Origin of the sequence: Halalkalibacterium halodurans (assembly GCF_005671335.1) — a bacterium.
Lineage (GTDB): Bacteria > Bacillota > Bacilli > Bacillales > Bacillaceae_D > Halalkalibacterium > Halalkalibacterium halodurans.
In genome coordinates this window covers 1,102,278-1,117,461 of record NZ_CP040441.1, presented here as the reverse complement: position 1 = coordinate 1,117,461, position 15,184 = coordinate 1,102,278, and the positions used below count along the sequence as shown (strand labels likewise).

The following is a 15,184-nucleotide window of genomic DNA, read 5'->3' as shown; positions in this document are numbered from 1 at the left end:
TATTCATTAGACAAAAGGGGGCAACACAGATTCGTTACCCTTTCACCCCGCCAAGGGCAATCCCTTCGATGACTTGCTTTTGCCCGATGACGAAAATAATTAACAACGGGAGAATCGCCGAAACAGCAGCCGCCATAATGAGAGAATAAAACTCCCCGTTAATCGTCGTAAACTTTTGCATCGCTAACTGAATCGTGTACAAGGCATCTGTCCGTAAAAAGATCAACGGATTTTGATAATCGTTCCACGTCCAAATGAATCGCAAAATCGCATAGGTAGCAATGGCCGGCCTAACAATCGGCAGTGCGATGAGCCAAAAAATTTTCCAATGCCCAGCCCCGTCAATCTTAGCCGCTTCAATGTATTCATTATGAACGCCCATAAAAAACTGGCGCAGCATAAACGTTCCAAGAACGCTGAAGCTTCCTAACAAAATGAGCCCAAGGTGACTGTCAAACAAGCCGATTTGACGATACAAAATAAACTGCGGGACTAAGCTTGCCTGCTGCGGAACCATATACGTCGCTAACACGATGAGAAACAACCACTTCCCCGCTGGAAACCTCACCTTCGAAAACCCGTAAGCCGCAAGCGCCGACACCGTACACGAAACGACCGTCGTTAACACCGCTACTTTTAAGGAATTCCAATAATAAAGATAAAAAGGATAATCGCCAAACCACACTTGCATATAGTTGTTAAAGCCGTTCCACCGCTCAGGAATCCATTGAATCGGATACGTGAAAACGTCCGCTTCAATTTTAAACGAGGTGGACAGCATCCAAGCGAAAGGCAACAAAAACATGACGCTGAGCAAAAAGACGATGATCGTCGTCAACCATTTTTGGATATTGATCGTTTTCAATGAACCTTCTCCCCTTTTCTCAGTAATTAACCCATTTCTTCTGTCCGATCCATTGAATGATCGTAATGAGAAAGACAATGATGAACAAAATCATCGCCATCGCCGACGAATAGCCGATATCCAAATTAACAAAGGCCGTATCATACAAGTGCCAGACGAGCACACTCGTCGAATGCATCGGCCCCCCTTTTGTTAACACCGCGATCAGGTCAAACACTTTAAAACTCGCAATAATCCCCGTAATCAGCAAAAAGAAAGAAGTTGGAGACACCATCGGGAACGTAATCTTGCGGAATTTATCCCACGCGTTCGCTCCGTCCATCTCCGCCGCTTCATACAATTCTTTCGGAATCGCTTGCAGTCCGGCAATGTAAATGATCAAATTGAACCCGACTGAAATCCAAATTTGAATGAGCATGACGGAAATGAGCGCGAAGCTCGGATCGGCAATCCACTTTGGTGGGTCGGCTATCCCTAGGGCCATTAACGTTTGGTTAATCGGCCCGGCCGACGGATGGAACAACACTTGCCATACGACCGCAATCGCGACCACACTAGAAATGTACGGCATGAAAAAAGCAACCTTGAAATAGCTCTTCATGTAAACGCTTTTATCAATGACCACCGCTAACACAAGGGAAATCCCCATACAGATCGGAACGGTAAACAAAAAGATGCCATTGTTTAAAAGCGATTTCAAAAACACGCTATCTGTCATCAACTCTTTGAAATTTCCGAAGCCGACCCACTGCAACTGATCGATGTTTTGGATGAATTTCCAGTCGGCCATACTTAAAATGAACGTTGCCACAATCGGCAATAACACTAAGACGGTAACACCGATTAACATCGGTGCAACAAACAGCCAACCTGCTAGATTTTCATATCGATCAAGCGTTGATTTTTTCTTCTTCACCACGCCTACCTCTGAGGAAGTCGATAACCTTTCTGTTTTAATACTCATCTGTTATCTCCTCTCTAACGATTTGAATCTATTATAAAAGAGATAAGGCCTAAAGGCTTAACGCTATTTTGATAACAATTGCAATAATTTTGACTTTTACAGTGAGGACCACTACATCAAAAAACCACTCTTACGTGAGAGTGGTTGAGCCCGTCGCCGGTTGAATCGTTGAAAAGATGCTATAGGAAATAAACATAAGGGCAAAGCTGAGGCCACTGCCGAAAAAAAGGAGCGCCACCCCAGGCAAGAGCAACCCGAGCAATACAGCGGTAAAGGCTGTGACCGCCATGACCACCGTTCGCAACGGGAAGGACGTCCCCACCAGAATCGCCGACCGGAAATAATGCAAGAGACTCCCTTCAAAATGAACATAGATCGGGAAAATATAAAGAAGCACGACCGCCACGACGAGGCAAAACAAGCTAAAACAGATGAGCAGCACATAGTACAAAGCCCCCGTCATCGCATGAATAATGACGTAGTTCACATACAGGACGACTAGCGTCAGCAAGACCAACCCGAACAACAGATTCGCCTTACGAAACTCCTTTTTATAAATCGTCCAAAACGTAGAATAGACCGAAAAGCTTTGCTCCCCCATAATCCACTTACGGACAATCGAGAACATCGCGACAGTCGCCGGGGCAAACCCGAACAACCCAAGGCCAACCACCGTAAACAACAGCCATAGCCCATTCACGAACGCGAGCCTCGTAATCCATTCACACATGCGAAACAATCCACCTGTCCACCCAGCCGATTCCACAGTCGTCGCCTCCTCCGCTTTTCCCCCTATCGTAGGGCGAAATGATGCAAAGGAGTAGGCACAGATTTTACCGATTTAAAAATAATTTGACTTCTTTTATGAGGGGGGAAGGCCCCTTATACGTCACGTACCGGAAATCGTTGCAGCATCTCCTTTAACCCAGCAGCAAATTGATCAACGTAGGTCAAATCGGTTTCAAACTCAAATTGCAGCTGCGCCCCCTCGCCAACAGGATATTCCACGTAGCCACTTACAACGACTTTTTTCAGCTGGTTGAACGAAAACGTCAATTGGAAGAACGGCTCGATCGGATCAAACACAGCCTCGTTTATCGCCAGCGCCCGAAACTGTTTGAGCTCTGCTATGTTTATGGCAGAATAAAAATGTAGGTTATGGCATTCCTTTTATGCAGGCCCCCCGCGGGGAGCCTGCATAAAAAAAGCCACTTGCTAACACCCCAAAAATTCAATACACTTCCTGTTGGACCCAATAATCTGGCAGGAGGTAGTTTTAGGAGATGTTACAAGTGGACGAAATTAAGTATATCAGAAATGAAGTTAACTCAAAAGGGTATTCGTACTCAGATGTTGCGAGAAGAACAAACACGGATTTCCGCACAGTCAAAAAGTATGCCGATATGGACAATTTCCAACCGGAAAAGAAGAAGAAGAAAGCTCAGCCGGCTCCAGTAATGGATCCAGTCAAAGACATAGTTGATCAATGGTTGAGAGAGGATATGAAGAAGAAAAAGAAGTATCGAAGGACTGCCAAACGTATTTGGCAATTACTTAAAGATGAAGTAAGTTTCAAAGGTTCAGAGCGAACTGTACGCGGGTATGTCTCCAAACGGAAAAAGGAGTTATTGGAAGAAAGCGATGACGCTGCTCTTCCGTTGGAATCCAAGCCAGGAGACGCTCAAGTAGATTTTGGGGAAGCCCCTTTTAAAGTAAAGGGAAAGGTTATAGACCTGCCGTATTTGGTGCTTTCTTTTCCATACAGTAACGCATTCTTAGTTCAGGTGTTTGAAGCTGAAAATCAGGAATGTTTCCTGGAGGGCTTAAAACGGTTCTTCCATCATCTGCAAGGAGTGCCAAAAAGGATTCGTTTTGATAATTTATCCCCCGCAGTAAAAAAGGTTTTACCACAAGGAAAACGCGAGCTTACTGAGGGTTTCAAGCGCTTCGCTTTGCACTACGGGTTTGAGTATGAATTTTGTAATCCGGGTGCCGGCAATGAAAAAGGACATGTAGAAGCGATGGTTAAATATGCGAGGAATAATTTCTTCCTTCCGGAACGAACGGTATATCAGCTGGATAATTTGAATGATCGGTTATGGGAGGAGGCAGAAAAGGATCGAAACCGTCCTCATTATGAAAAGAAACAAGAAATTGCCAGGCTGTTTGAAGAGGACAAAGAAGCGTTAATGTATTTACCGCCGGAAGAATACTCTTGTGTACGCTATGAAACTCTCAAAGCAGACAAGTACGGCTATATCTTAGTAGATACGAAAAGGTATTCTACTTCCCCGCGCTTTGCCAATCAAAAGGTATTGGCTGGCATCACTTATAACAGGATAGATATCCTTTCGGACAACTATGAAGTGATTGTGAGCCATGAACGACTGTATGGAGAAGAATCAAAGTCGATGAAATGGCAGCCTTATCTGTACCTAATGGCTAAAAGGCCGACGGCGCTAAAATATACAACTTTCTATGATCAACTGCCCTTTAAATGGCAAACTTATCTGGAGGAATGTACTCTGGAAGAAAAGAAAAAGGCGCTTCAGTTACTCTCAGACCTTCTTAAAGACCATAGTCTGGAGACAGCTACAGAGGCCCTGGAAATTGCATCCGAGCGATGTCATCCATCCACAGAAACAATAAAGCAAGTCTTTCATCAGCTCATTCATGGCAGAGGCTCCAGAGAGACAGTAAGGCTAAAAAGTACAGTTCCAGTAATGCCAATAGCTGAACGAGGTATGAATCAATACGATGTCTTCTTCCAGCAGGAAAGGAGGAAGGCCTAATGCAGGAACAGATCCAAGAATATGCCAAGCGCTTAAAGCTAAGCTGGATTCGAGAGAACTACCGAGAGGTAGAAGCGGCGAACACAGAAGAATATTTACTGAAGCTCTTTGAAAAAGAAATAGAACAGCGTGAAGAACGAAAAATTAATCTTTTGTTCAAGGCGGCAACCCTGCCGAACGTATCCGGCAAACCTTTTGACTGGAAGGATATTCAGCTGGGGCAGGGGTTAAGTCAACAATCTCTCCTGGACGGTGAATTTATTGAATCAAAAGAAAACATGGTGTTTTATGGCGGCGTTGGTGCAGGAAAAACCTACCTTTCCACCCTCATTGGCATGAATGCGATACAAAAATATGGGAAACGAGTGAAGTTTTATACCATTGCTTCTCTAGCCAATGAGTTATTAGAGGCGAATGACAAAGGAAATCTCAATAAGCTGTTTAAGAAAATCGAGAAGCTTGATCTTTTAATTCTGGATGAGCTGGGATATATACCGCTTCACAAACATGGGGCCGAGCTACTCTTCCAGGTCATCTCCTTGTGTTATGAAAAGCGGAGTATTATCATCACTACAAATCTGCAGTTTGGGCAATGGAATCATGTATTTGGCGACCCTATTTTAACGGAAGCCGTGGTAGATCGCCTGATTCACCACTCTCATTTAGTGATTTTCGGAGGAGATAGTAACCGAATGAAAGAGTCATTCCTTTTGAACAATATGTAAGGAATAAGTGTTATTAAGTGGCTGCAAAAAGGCTTGCCGTTTTATGCATTTTTCTCTTGCCAAATACACTCTGCTACAAAGTCCTCCACAACACCTCCTGACAAGATGATCTCATCAAATGCCACCTTAAACCCAGGCAGTGTGAAGGAAAGAGGATTTCGATGCCAATCCGCATCATATTCATTGTCAGCCTCTGGGTAGGCATAGCCGTACGAACCAATGCGGAAGCAGTGTAAGCCATCCTGTGACATTAATTCGGCAAACGGAAACGGATTCGTCATGTTATGTCACTCCTTTTTTCGATTGAAAATAACAAATGAAGCCGTTGGTCGGTGGAATTTCCACCACAAAAGAGCTGATGGATGACTTCACTCCAACTAAAAACAATCCAATAAAATCCTATTATAACATGTCGTTCCTCTTATGAAGGACAAAAAAATCCCTACTATGCGTATAGTAGAGATTCACCCATTTAGCGTTCGTCTGTATAGTACATGAGCGCGATCGCTCCTGGACCGGTGTGAGTGCTAATGATCGGCGTCGTATCGACGAGCGAAATGTCTTTAAAGCTCGTTAATTCCTTTAAAGCATCCTTCACTTGATTCGCCAAGTCACGAGCCTCCACTTGCGCAATCCCGATCCCTTTGACGATCTTATCAGACGTTTCTTCTTCAAACTTTTTCGTCAAAAACTTAATCATTTGCATGTAGCTTCTAACTTTTGTCACTGGCGTATAGACGCCATCTTGCAAGGACGCCACTGGCTTTATTTTTAAGAGCGAGCCGACCAATGCCTTGCCCCGCCCGATTCGCCCTCCTTTCACTAAATACTCCAACGTATCCACCATAATATAGAGGGACGTGTTATTCCGAATAACCTCTAGCCGTGCCACGATCGCGTCAACCGTCTCCCCAGCCGCCGCCATATCACAGGCTTCCCTCACTTGAAAGCTTAAGGCTAAAGAAATATATTTTGAATCCACCACCGTCACATTCGAATCTGACATATCAGCAGCCGTCTTCGCCGCGGCATACGTCCCGCTCATCCCACTCGTCATATGAATCGAGAGCACATCGCTACCGTCTGCCCCTAATCTGTCATACACCTCTAAAAACGAACCTACCGATGGCTGCGAACTCTTTGGAATGTCCTCAGATTGAACTAAATGATTCACAAACTCTTTCGACGTAATCTCGACTCCATCTAGATAGGATTCCCCGTTAATTGTCACTGACAACGGAACGACTGTCACATCTAGTTGATCCATCACTTCTTTTGGTAAATCAATCGTTGAGTCAGTCACAATTTTCACTTTTTTACTCACTGGAGCACCCCTTTTAAAAAAGCGCCAAGCACCGTCTGTCCTCCCTCGGATGTGTGCCCGCAGCATTATTTGTAGCGGACAGCCACTCACACGAGACGATGGCGCCTTGCGCTAGACTTAATAAAAAATATATACTCTCTCCATTCTATATGAAATCGCTACCACCAACAACCGTAAAATGATGGCTATTCTTGTAGAATTGGTGGCGGGGAGAAGAAAAAAGCCTCTTACGATTGTAAAAAGCGTTGGGTGGTGAATTGAAAGAAGGGTTCCTAACTTAGCTTCCTTCAAGAGTTTGAGATCTGTGGGATAAGAAATATCCGCAGGAGCACACGTCACCTCCATCAACAGTTTCCTCTGATGGGGTTGGCTTCTCTTCGATCTCCTTCCTCCTTTGGGGCTGTGTTGGTTGTAGACGATCTGGCTTGATTATCATCATCGTCATCATCAAGATCTTCTTCTGACGTTGGGCTTCTATGACTCATTCATTCACTTGGTTTTTTCACCGATAATTCTAGCTGCTATAGGGGTTCCTACAAGTGCAAGATTTTTCTTGTTTTTCTACAGTTCCCTTGTACATTTATTGACAAAAAACTTTGTCCTATCAATGTTTTTTAGTTATTCAGTAGCCTCTACTTATTGCCATTCTTCAAAAAATACGACAAACATTGATGTATCAACATCTATGAGTTAACTATCGATTAAATTACGAATGATATCGATGAGCAGAGTCGATATAGGTCAAGATGTATTAAGCTTAAAAGATTTTGTGAGGGTGATGTTTATTAAATGATTTGAGTGACTCACTTTTACTCACCTAAGAGGTTAAATCTATATTCTATTCCTTTAACGTCATAAACACAAACCTCTACACATTCAAATAACCTTTCATCAAAAAAAGCAATATTGTACCCATCTTCATAAAGAGTACTTTTATACTTTATACCTGCGTAAGTTCCACCATCTTCGTGCTTTACACTTTTAATGAAATCTGCGATATACTGGGTTGGGAGATAATCTAATGGTCCATCACTTCTTCTAAGAGGTTTCGCTATTTCATTACTAATTTTTCTTAAATGATCCATGTTAATAGCTAGTTGTGTAGTGCCTACACCTGTAAAAGGGCTTATTTTTTCCAACAATGTAAAATCAACTATAGTTATATCTTCTTTTAATATAAATTCACCAACCGATACATAGTCATATGCTCCAGCCCTTACTTCATTTAAAGTAGTTAAACGATCATCAGCTAAATAAAGATAGTTTATTCCTAGCGGATTAACACGTCCAGCAGATGCTTTACCTGGAGCGGGTGCTCCCATTTTATCAACCGGAAAGCCACTTTCTTCAGAAATTCTTGCTCTATACAATTTGGTTCCTTTTTTTAAAGGCCTTTCAATAAATGAACAAAGAACTTCTAAAACATCTGTATTTATATATTTTGTATGAAAGCGATTTTTTGTTTTTATTTCTTCAACAAAATCTTCCCATTCATGTGTCTTAAGTATTGAATGTGATTCTAGGTAATCTTTTTCATTAATTTCTGAAATACCTATAGGGAAATCAAAAAGTTCAGGAGCTTCTTCATACTTTTCTTTACAAATATTCGTAAGTAATGAATAGATTTTCTCACTATCGATATTAAAAATATTCCATTTATCGTTTAGTACATCTTTAAGGAGGCTCAACTTTTCTCTTGGAAAATCCTTTGGAAGACTGGTTATCGGAGTATATATCCCTAATAATTCATTAAAGTTGTCTACTAAGTTATCATTTGATTCAGTGTCATAAATGAAAACATTTTTCTTATTACATGTCTCACAATCTCCATTATTATTCAAGCTTTTAATAATTCCTTTTATCTCTGAATCTTTGAAACACTTTTCACAACAAATCATTAGCTATTTACTCCTCAAGAAATTTGTTCACCAATTCAATATGGTGCATAATTGACAGTTTTTTCACAGTACCTAACCCTGGATATGTTCCATTAGTGTAATGTTTAGCGAACTCCTTCATGCCGAAAGTATCAAGTTTAACTTCAGACTGCCATTCCATAAGTTTCTCTAATGCCTCATAAAATTTTCCTGCTGGGTCATTAATATCGTCATTAGATTCGGAAACAAAATGTTTTATACGTAGGTTTCGGTCATTATCAAAATATACCATATGTATTACCACAGCATATGGAGCAAACCCTGATTCAGAAAAATCTGCCCCTACAATCGAATAATCTGAAAACCCGATATATCCATCCTCGTTGTAATATAAATGGTCTTCTGAGTATGATTCATCTTCCAAATTGTAATAATCTGCATTCCTTTGCTGCTTTGTAAATCTGTCCATAAACAGAACCCTATTATTTTTAATTTTCCTTCTATAAGAACTTTCATCAGGAACTAATGTGAATTTTGGTGTTTCGTCATCGAATATATTTAAATAGTAATTTATATACTCGGTATCATTTAATATTAATAACATGTCTTCTTTTGAGTGCTCTTCTTCAATTGCCGCTAATTCCGCTGTGCTTTTTTTATTTAATATGTGCGAAAAAATTACATTTTCACTTTCATACACATTCATTAAACCATCTTTCAAAGTACTGGACGAAAGATTTGAAAGGGCTTTAAGGTACGTGCTTACTTGAGGATTATGAATAACTGCAATTTTTTGCTCTCTTTCAATAATAAGATTTATAGTCTTCATAAGAGTTGATGTAGGTTTAATTGGCTCTATAATAGGAATAACTTTTGAACCAATAAGCTCATTTTCGACCAATTCTCTTATAGCTATTAATTCAAATTGTCTACCTCTTAGATATGGAAAATACATTCTAATTCCCCCTCCACTTTTCGTTTAAAAAACTAAATAACTTTGAATAGTCATTTTTATTATAATTAGAAAAATACATTAAAAATTTCAACTCATAAGGGACTTTTTTAAATTCCTCTAATTCAATTTTATTCCTCATTTTTAATTCCTTAATAAAATATTTATAAACAGTATTTATATCAATTTCTAAAAACAATTTAAAGCACTCTTTATAATATTTAACTTGGGATGTTTTAGGTAAATTACCGTAATGTTCTATCAATACATTTTCAAATTCACTTTTTCTAAGGATTTTAAATATAGTGGAGTGATCTAAATTAGAATTATCCTCAGTCGACTCTTTCCTTGTACTAATCGTATTTCGGTCTGTTAAAACACAGATACCAACTTTTGAATCATTAAGCAGCTCTTGGAGCTTATTATAATTTGATTCACAAGTTACGACACATACATGATTAAAAGCTTTATAGTAGTCACTGATTTGACTATCTAATCTGTCAAAAGTATCAAGTTCAGTCTTTATTTCATACACAATAGCCTTCCCATTAATTAATATAAAATCTGCCTTTGATTTATTTATAGGGATTTCAGATAATGCAGTTGTAGTATTTAAACTGTGCCTTCCAAGTAACAGTTTATTAAGAAGAGTATTTTTATAAAAATATTCATTTCTATATTTTTTCTTCATAAACTCATACAATCTGGTTACTAATTGATTATTTTCTAATTGATCTGCATCACGTAAGTATCGGCGTACACAAGTATCGTATAAAGAATTTTCTTTATTATTTATTAATTCCATAAAGATACTTTGAGTAAAAATTCTATTCAAAATAATATTATTACTCATTTGTCATGACACGCACCTTACTACTATATTTACTTATTATGATAACACATCAGATTACAAAATTATTCATTTGTGATTGCAAATTAATCAGACACTTCTGTTGAAATTTAGTGTTGACATACTACATTTGCTGAAATCCAACTTTTATTGCAGATCCTTTTATCCAACAAAACGGGGCTGTTCGAAAGATCGCTTAATACGTAACCTTTCGAACAGTCCCGCATCCTTTAGTTACCAGTCCTTCCCTTTTCCTGAATCGTAAATCCGCCTCCCATATTACTATCTTGCTTTAGCTCTTGAGGGCTAACAAAGCCAACAATCAAACTTGCAGTAATTAGCGATAAGAATACATTTTTCATTCTCTCTACCCCCTCCTGTAATGTTGAAATATATTCTTTTGCCAAAAATGCCTCAATAAATATTGAGCCTTATCCTCTAACGACAGTAATCAATTCCCACCATTACGGTGTTTTTCCTGAATCGTAAATCCGCTTTCTGAGCTACTGCTGTGATGTAACTCTTGAGGACTAACAAAGCCAAAGATCAAACTAGCTGTCACCAATGTTAAGATTACTTTTTTCATGCATTTTGGCCTCCTCCTGTAAAGATGATTCTATGCCCTTTCCTGAAAATCCCATTAATAAACACAATTCTTACCATTACGGTCTTTTCCTGAGAAATTGAGTTAATAATGATGTAGCTTTGATTTACTGAGGCAAATACAAAAACCAGCAGCCCCATGATTTCCACGGGGCTACATGGTTGAGCAGTATCATCCACCAGTATTATGTTTCTGTTGGATCGTGAATCCATCTCCAGAACTGCTACTTTGGTTAAGGACTTGAGGATTAACAAAGCCAAAGATCAAACCTGCGGCAATAAACGATAAGAATACTTTTTTCATACTTTCTCTACCTCCTCTTGTAATGTTGGTATTTTCTCTTTCGACTGTAAGGCCTCAACAAAATACTTCGTTGCCAGCTTGTACATTTCCTTCTTTTTGAAATGTCTTCCAGCGTTTGCAGCTAAATCTGAAACATCATGCCATAGCTTTCTTTTTCTTAAAGTTTCCAACTCTTCATCTAGCAGCAATTCATTAGGCTCTAAATAGATGTGGTGAAGAATCGCTAACTTGGTCTTATAAGTCTCTTCGCCTGTCTCATCTGCAAGGGTCTTGGCAACATTAAACCACCCTTTTCCTTCTTCTAGTTGGTCCATTTTAAAAAGAACTCTTGCCAACATATATTTAATTTCAAGATACGTGTCTTTCTTATTTTCTTGTGAGTATTCGATGTCAAGAGCTGTCTCAAAACAGCCTTTAGCTGCTTCTAGCTCGTTCAGGTATTCATAACAAAGACCTAAATTGTAATGGCCTAATACCTCCAAAAACGTTTGCCCATGTTTGGATGATATTTCGATGACTTCTTTATAAAGAGACATAGCCGAGTCATGTCGATTAAGGTCAAACCTATTTGCGGCTATAGCCATCTTCAAAGAAATTTGACGATTCACATAGTGATCGTGTTTTTTGTAAATTCCAATGGCTTTCTCTGCATGACTAAGTGAAAAGAAGTTCTGATCAATCCCGTAGTAGGCATTTGCTAGTTGAAAGTGAAATTCCGCGTGTTCGATCTCATCTGGAATATCTTCGAGGTAGGTTTCTGCTTGGCGGTAATAGTGGATAGCTTGTATATAATTTCTTCTGTAGAACTCGTAGAGGCCGTTAAAGAAATAATAGTAGAATCTAAGAAGTTCGTCGGTTTCTGTATTTTCTCCTTGCTCTTTGATATCATTTAGAATGTTTCTAGATTCGTCAAACCTCTGAATGACTTGCTTATACCTCGAATCAATCAAATTGTAATAAAGGAGCACATTTTGATCTTCTTCCATTTCATCAATTGACTTTTTAATCTCTTCTTTACACTTGGTAGCTTTCTCAATGTCATGCCGCTTTATTGAGTCGTACCACTCATTCAACCGATTTGCGACTTCACTACTGGCTAGCTTTTCAGTCATCGTTATCCCTCCCTTTATTCGACACGATCAACCCATAAATTTTCCTACTTTCATCTTACTCTATATACATCTTTTTCACCAAACTGCAATATTATAGTAATTTGAAAAATAATACCATTTGAATGTCGAGAATTCGCGGAATATCTCTTAAATGCTCTATTGTCCATAAAGATATTTATTATCTACGGTACAACTCAATAGACATGGAAGTAAAACAAAAATTAACTGGATCAAGCCCAGCACAAAACTGAACTCAAACCAGCTAACCTGAACTCTATCTTAAGTTTTCACATAGACTTGTATCACTCATTCCCTTTCCATCCCTATCGATAGCTAGCGTCTAGAGTCCCTACTATGTTAGTCACGCTTTGAATGATCGTTAGTTACGGATATGCCGAACTTCTTTAACTCGTTGTGGATCATGGGGCTGTCTTCTATGCCTTGGCGATACGCGAATTCTTGCATTAATCCTCCTGCGTACGTCCACGCCCCTTCTAAATCATCAAGAAGGGATCGCTGCTTTTCCGTCGTCAAGGAGTCTCGTAAACGCTCAAAGATACTAGACTTTCTTCCATCAGCTGAGGCGTATTCTGGATCATTCATTGCCTTTTCCCGTGCGACTTGATGAATGCGCTCTTCCATTAGACCGATAAAGGCTCGTTCAACAGCCGTTTTTTCCACCATATTATGATCCTCCTTGGTTTTACCCCTTTGCCAAGGAAGGATTTGCCTGCTATAATGACAATAGCCTCCTCCTTGGGGGTGTAATGGGGAAGTCGTAACCTTGTCGGGGGACGACTTCCTTTTTACGTTCATTTGCTTTTCGTTGGCGTGAGTTTGTAAATAAGCTCAATCTGAAATTCCCCATCAATGTAAGACTTCATAAAGGCTTCAATCACATTATTCATTTTTGCCCCATTCTTATCGCACGCCTCCTTAAACTTTCGCTGGAGCTCTTCCTCTATGGTGGTAGTAAATGCTTTTCTTGCCAAAATTATCACCTCCTTACACCCATATTATAGTATTTCGGACTGTCTATCAACAATATTGAACGATATATTTTTTATAATTTTATACGTAAAATATAGACTATTTTGTGCTTATAATTAGGGAATCGTGACCAACCCCACTAATGACAAAGGAAGTGAACATATTTGCTATTAACCCATATCAAAAAACCACTGAAAACCTTTTATTGATAAGATTTTAGAACTTTTCACAGAGCTCGCATAATGTCCTCAAGTTCATTTTTTGTTCGCTGTTTTGTTCCCTATCATTTTAAACAATATTTTAAACATATATTTTATAAAAATATTTACTTGTCAACTTCGTATGGACAGACTAGACAAGGAAACAAACAGGATTTGGTTTACGGTATCTCGAAAGTCATAGTAGGGAGGAATGGGCAGATGTCAAAACATGAAAACGAAGAAATACTAACAGGGGGAAATGTTTCTCACGTTTATCGTTTGGGAGATACGGTGCGACGAGAAGTAAAGCCAGAAAGTCCCCAAATTCATAGGCTTTTAAAGCATTTGGAGAACAAAGGATTTCGTTATGCACCAACGTTTCTAGGGATTGATGAAAAAGGAAGAGAGATCTTATCCTTTATTGAAGGCGAAACGGGTCATTACCCTTTAAAAGAGTACATGTGGTCTAATGAGGTCTTGATCGAAATAGCGAAAATGCTCCGCCTTTACCATGATGCGGTAAGCGACTTTCCATTTGATGATAGCTGGCAGCCGATCGATAACACCCCCGAACCATTTGAGGTACTATGCCATAATGATTTTGCCATATACAATATTATTTTTAACCATGAAAGACCCATAGGCATTATTGATTTCGATGTAGCCGGACCTGGACCAAGACTTTGGGATATCGCGTATACCCTTTATACTTGCGTCCCCTTAAGTCGATGTTATCTTTCTGAAACAGGTGAGACCGTTTATTACAATTCATCACAGCATGCCAACCGTATCAAACAAAGAGTGCGATTGTTTTTTGACTCTTACGGTGAAGGCATAAAGGAAGAGTATGTAGACATGGTCTTGCTCCGATTAGAAGGATTATGTAAAACCATGACCAGAAAAGCCAGTGAAGGAGACATGGCGTTTCAAAAAATGATAGAGGAAGGCCATCTTCACCATTATCAAAACGACATCACATTCATTCGCGAACACGGAAAAGAGTGGCTGTAAGAGGGGGGTGGAACTAATGGATGCTTAACTTTAATTCCAATAATAGAACTAAATGAATCGATTTTGCCAAAAATACCACATGACAAGCAATCTAGTGGATTATCTGTACTGAATTGACGTTCTACCTTTAAGCTTTTCTCCTCCCATTATTTCTCCATCACCCTTATATTTCATTGGTAATGTAGGTCTACTGTTTGATGCACCTTACTGACATGATAGATTTAATAAAGAGAGAAGCCCTGAATAGAATGACATTCAAGGCTTCTTCTTATCTTTTATTCCAAATGCTTTAATATCTTTTTCTCAACCTCAAAATCCATACCAGATATTTCAAAATAAGAGTAATCAAAAGCTCGAATTTCTATATCTGCAAAAGGATGCTGTAAACCTTCATCCTCTTCAGTAACAGGTAGAAAATCAGTTTCCCAATTAATTTTTTTATCTTTTCTTATCGCGATAAATACTCCTGACTCAAACTGAATTACTTCTTTTACTTTGTCAATCAATCTATTAGTAGAAGTAACCATTGTTTTGTTTTCAGCGTCTAAAGGAAACAATTCATCGAATGAACATTGACTACTGCCTAAAACATCAAAGATGTACCAATTATGCTCT

19 protein-coding genes are annotated in these 15,184 nt (G+C 39.2%); 3 read left to right on the top strand and 16 right to left on the bottom strand.

Annotated features, from left to right (window positions below; translation table 11 throughout):
• Nucleotides 1–34 precede the first annotated feature (34 nt).
• The 4 genes from FED51_RS05505 to FED51_RS05490 form a co-directional block, all read right to left on the bottom strand.
• On the bottom strand, nt 35–805 hold the full coding sequence (locus FED51_RS05505; RefSeq protein WP_083445632.1) for a carbohydrate ABC transporter permease: 771 nt from the start codon (nt 803–805) through the stop codon (nt 35–37).
• 79 nt (nt 806–884) lie between these two features.
• Nucleotides 885–1,829: a carbohydrate ABC transporter permease gene (locus FED51_RS05500; RefSeq protein WP_053431829.1), complete on the bottom strand. Its 945-nt coding sequence runs from the start codon at nt 1,827–1,829 to the stop codon at nt 885–887.
• Between the two features lie 130 nt (nt 1,830–1,959).
• On the bottom strand, nt 1,960–2,595 hold the full coding sequence (locus tag FED51_RS05495; RefSeq protein WP_053431830.1) for a YesL family protein: 636 nt from the start codon (nt 2,593–2,595) through the stop codon (nt 1,960–1,962).
• A 116-nt stretch (nt 2,596–2,711) separates the two neighbouring features.
• Nucleotides 2,712–2,960 (bottom strand): WapI family immunity protein, encoded by a 249-nt coding sequence (locus tag FED51_RS05490; RefSeq protein WP_420810279.1) that lies wholly within the window; start codon nt 2,958–2,960, stop codon nt 2,712–2,714.
• Nucleotides 2,961–3,112: 152 nt separating this feature from the next.
• On the opposite strand from FED51_RS05490, the gene istA reads away from it, so the two are divergent.
• On the top strand, nt 3,113–4,621 hold the full coding sequence (gene istA / locus FED51_RS05485; protein ID WP_134230280.1) for an IS21 family transposase: 1,509 nt from the start codon (nt 3,113–3,115) through the stop codon (nt 4,619–4,621).
• Nucleotides 4,621–5,346: an IS21-like element helper ATPase IstB gene (gene istB / locus FED51_RS05480; protein WP_134229558.1), complete on the top strand. Its 726-nt coding sequence runs from the start codon at nt 4,621–4,623 to the stop codon at nt 5,344–5,346. The genes istA and istB overlap by 1 nt, the downstream gene beginning before the upstream one ends.
• A 41-nt stretch (nt 5,347–5,387) precedes the next feature.
• Here the strand turns inward: istB and FED51_RS05475 are convergent, their stop codons facing one another.
• The 11 genes from FED51_RS05475 to FED51_RS05440 form a co-directional block, all read right to left on the bottom strand.
• Nucleotides 5,388–5,627: a hypothetical protein gene (locus tag FED51_RS05475; RefSeq protein WP_053431832.1), complete on the bottom strand. Its 240-nt coding sequence runs from the start codon at nt 5,625–5,627 to the stop codon at nt 5,388–5,390.
• A gap of 191 nt (nt 5,628–5,818) precedes the next feature.
• Nucleotides 5,819–6,670, bottom strand: coding sequence for a DegV family protein (locus FED51_RS05470; protein ID WP_276403793.1), 852 nt, complete (start codon nt 6,668–6,670; stop codon nt 5,819–5,821).
• Between the two features lie 809 nt (nt 6,671–7,479).
• Nucleotides 7,480–8,568 (bottom strand): RES family NAD+ phosphorylase, encoded by a 1,089-nt coding sequence (locus FED51_RS05465; RefSeq protein WP_053431834.1) that lies wholly within the window; start codon nt 8,566–8,568, stop codon nt 7,480–7,482.
• Nucleotides 8,569–8,575: 7 nt separating this feature from the next.
• The gene (locus FED51_RS05460) at nt 8,576–9,502 is read right to left on the bottom strand and encodes a sce7725 family protein (protein WP_053431835.1); all 927 of its coding nucleotides are present in this window, start codon (nt 9,500–9,502) and stop codon (nt 8,576–8,578) included.
• A gap of 1 nt (nt 9,503) precedes the next feature.
• The gene (locus FED51_RS05455; RefSeq protein ID WP_053431836.1) at nt 9,504–10,352 is read right to left on the bottom strand and encodes a sce7726 family protein; all 849 of its coding nucleotides are present in this window, start codon (nt 10,350–10,352) and stop codon (nt 9,504–9,506) included.
• Between the two features lie 227 nt (nt 10,353–10,579).
• Nucleotides 10,580–10,711, bottom strand: a complete 132-nt coding sequence (locus tag FED51_RS21545) for a hypothetical protein (RefSeq protein ID WP_276403792.1) — start codon at nt 10,709–10,711, stop codon at nt 10,580–10,582.
• Nucleotides 10,712–10,800: 89 nt separating this feature from the next.
• The gene (locus FED51_RS21540) at nt 10,801–10,935 is read right to left on the bottom strand and encodes a hypothetical protein (RefSeq protein WP_276403791.1); all 135 of its coding nucleotides are present in this window, start codon (nt 10,933–10,935) and stop codon (nt 10,801–10,803) included.
• 189 nt (nt 10,936–11,124) lie between these two features.
• Nucleotides 11,125–11,256: a hypothetical protein gene (locus tag FED51_RS21535; RefSeq protein ID WP_276403790.1), complete on the bottom strand. Its 132-nt coding sequence runs from the start codon at nt 11,254–11,256 to the stop codon at nt 11,125–11,127.
• Nucleotides 11,253–12,368, bottom strand: coding sequence for a response regulator aspartate phosphatase (locus tag FED51_RS05450; protein WP_053431838.1), 1,116 nt, complete (start codon nt 12,366–12,368; stop codon nt 11,253–11,255). The genes FED51_RS21535 and FED51_RS05450 overlap by 4 nt, the downstream gene beginning before the upstream one ends.
• A gap of 357 nt (nt 12,369–12,725) precedes the next feature.
• Nucleotides 12,726–13,052: a hypothetical protein gene (locus FED51_RS05445; RefSeq protein WP_053431839.1), complete on the bottom strand. Its 327-nt coding sequence runs from the start codon at nt 13,050–13,052 to the stop codon at nt 12,726–12,728.
• A 128-nt stretch (nt 13,053–13,180) separates the two neighbouring features.
• Entirely contained in the window at nt 13,181–13,360 is a 180-nt protein-coding gene (locus FED51_RS05440) for a hypothetical protein (RefSeq protein WP_053431840.1), read from the bottom strand.
• Between the two features lie 417 nt (nt 13,361–13,777).
• On the opposite strand from FED51_RS05440, the gene FED51_RS05435 reads away from it, so the two are divergent.
• Nucleotides 13,778–14,569: a phosphotransferase gene (locus tag FED51_RS05435; protein WP_053431841.1), complete on the top strand. Its 792-nt coding sequence runs from the start codon at nt 13,778–13,780 to the stop codon at nt 14,567–14,569.
• A gap of 275 nt (nt 14,570–14,844) precedes the next feature.
• Here the strand turns inward: FED51_RS05435 and FED51_RS05430 are convergent, their stop codons facing one another.
• Nucleotides 14,845–15,126 (bottom strand): hypothetical protein, encoded by a 282-nt coding sequence (locus FED51_RS05430; protein WP_138090326.1) that lies wholly within the window; start codon nt 15,124–15,126, stop codon nt 14,845–14,847.
• Between the last annotated feature and the right edge of the window lie 58 nt (nt 15,127–15,184).

Bases quoted from the DNA above. Each gene is read 5' to 3' on its own strand.
- FED51_RS05450 (WP_053431838.1), bottom strand. From the start codon at position 12,368: ATGACTGAAAAGCTAGCCAGTAGTGAAGTCGCAAATCGGTTGAATGAG.
- FED51_RS05460 (WP_053431835.1), bottom strand. From the start codon at position 9,502: ATGTATTTTCCATATCTAAGAGGTAGACAATTTGAATTAATAGCTATA.
- FED51_RS05445 (WP_053431839.1), bottom strand. From the start codon at position 13,052: ATGGTGGAAAAAACGGCTGTTGAACGAGCCTTTATCGGTCTAATGGAA.
- FED51_RS21540 (WP_276403791.1), bottom strand. From the start codon at position 10,935: ATGAAAAAAGTAATCTTAACATTGGTGACAGCTAGTTTGATCTTTGGC.
- istA (WP_134230280.1), top strand. From the start codon at position 3,113: ATGTTACAAGTGGACGAAATTAAGTATATCAGAAATGAAGTTAACTCA.
- FED51_RS05465 (WP_053431834.1), bottom strand. From the start codon at position 8,568: ATGATTTGTTGTGAAAAGTGTTTCAAAGATTCAGAGATAAAAGGAATT.
- FED51_RS05435 (WP_053431841.1), top strand. From the start codon at position 13,778: ATGTCAAAACATGAAAACGAAGAAATACTAACAGGGGGAAATGTTTCT.
- FED51_RS21545 (WP_276403792.1), bottom strand. From the start codon at position 10,711: ATGAAAAATGTATTCTTATCGCTAATTACTGCAAGTTTGATTGTTGGC.
- FED51_RS05455 (WP_053431836.1), bottom strand. From the start codon at position 10,352: ATGAGTAATAATATTATTTTGAATAGAATTTTTACTCAAAGTATCTTT.
- FED51_RS05475 (WP_053431832.1), bottom strand. From the start codon at position 5,627: ATGACGAATCCGTTTCCGTTTGCCGAATTAATGTCACAGGATGGCTTA.
- FED51_RS05505 (WP_083445632.1), bottom strand. From the start codon at position 805: ATGTTTTTGTTGCCTTTCGCTTGGATGCTGTCCACCTCGTTTAAAATT.
- istB (WP_134229558.1), top strand. From the start codon at position 4,621: ATGCAGGAACAGATCCAAGAATATGCCAAGCGCTTAAAGCTAAGCTGG.
- FED51_RS05500 (WP_053431829.1), bottom strand. From the start codon at position 1,829: ATGAGTATTAAAACAGAAAGGTTATCGACTTCCTCAGAGGTAGGCGTG.
- FED51_RS21535 (WP_276403790.1), bottom strand. From the start codon at position 11,256: ATGAAAAAAGTATTCTTATCGTTTATTGCCGCAGGTTTGATCTTTGGC.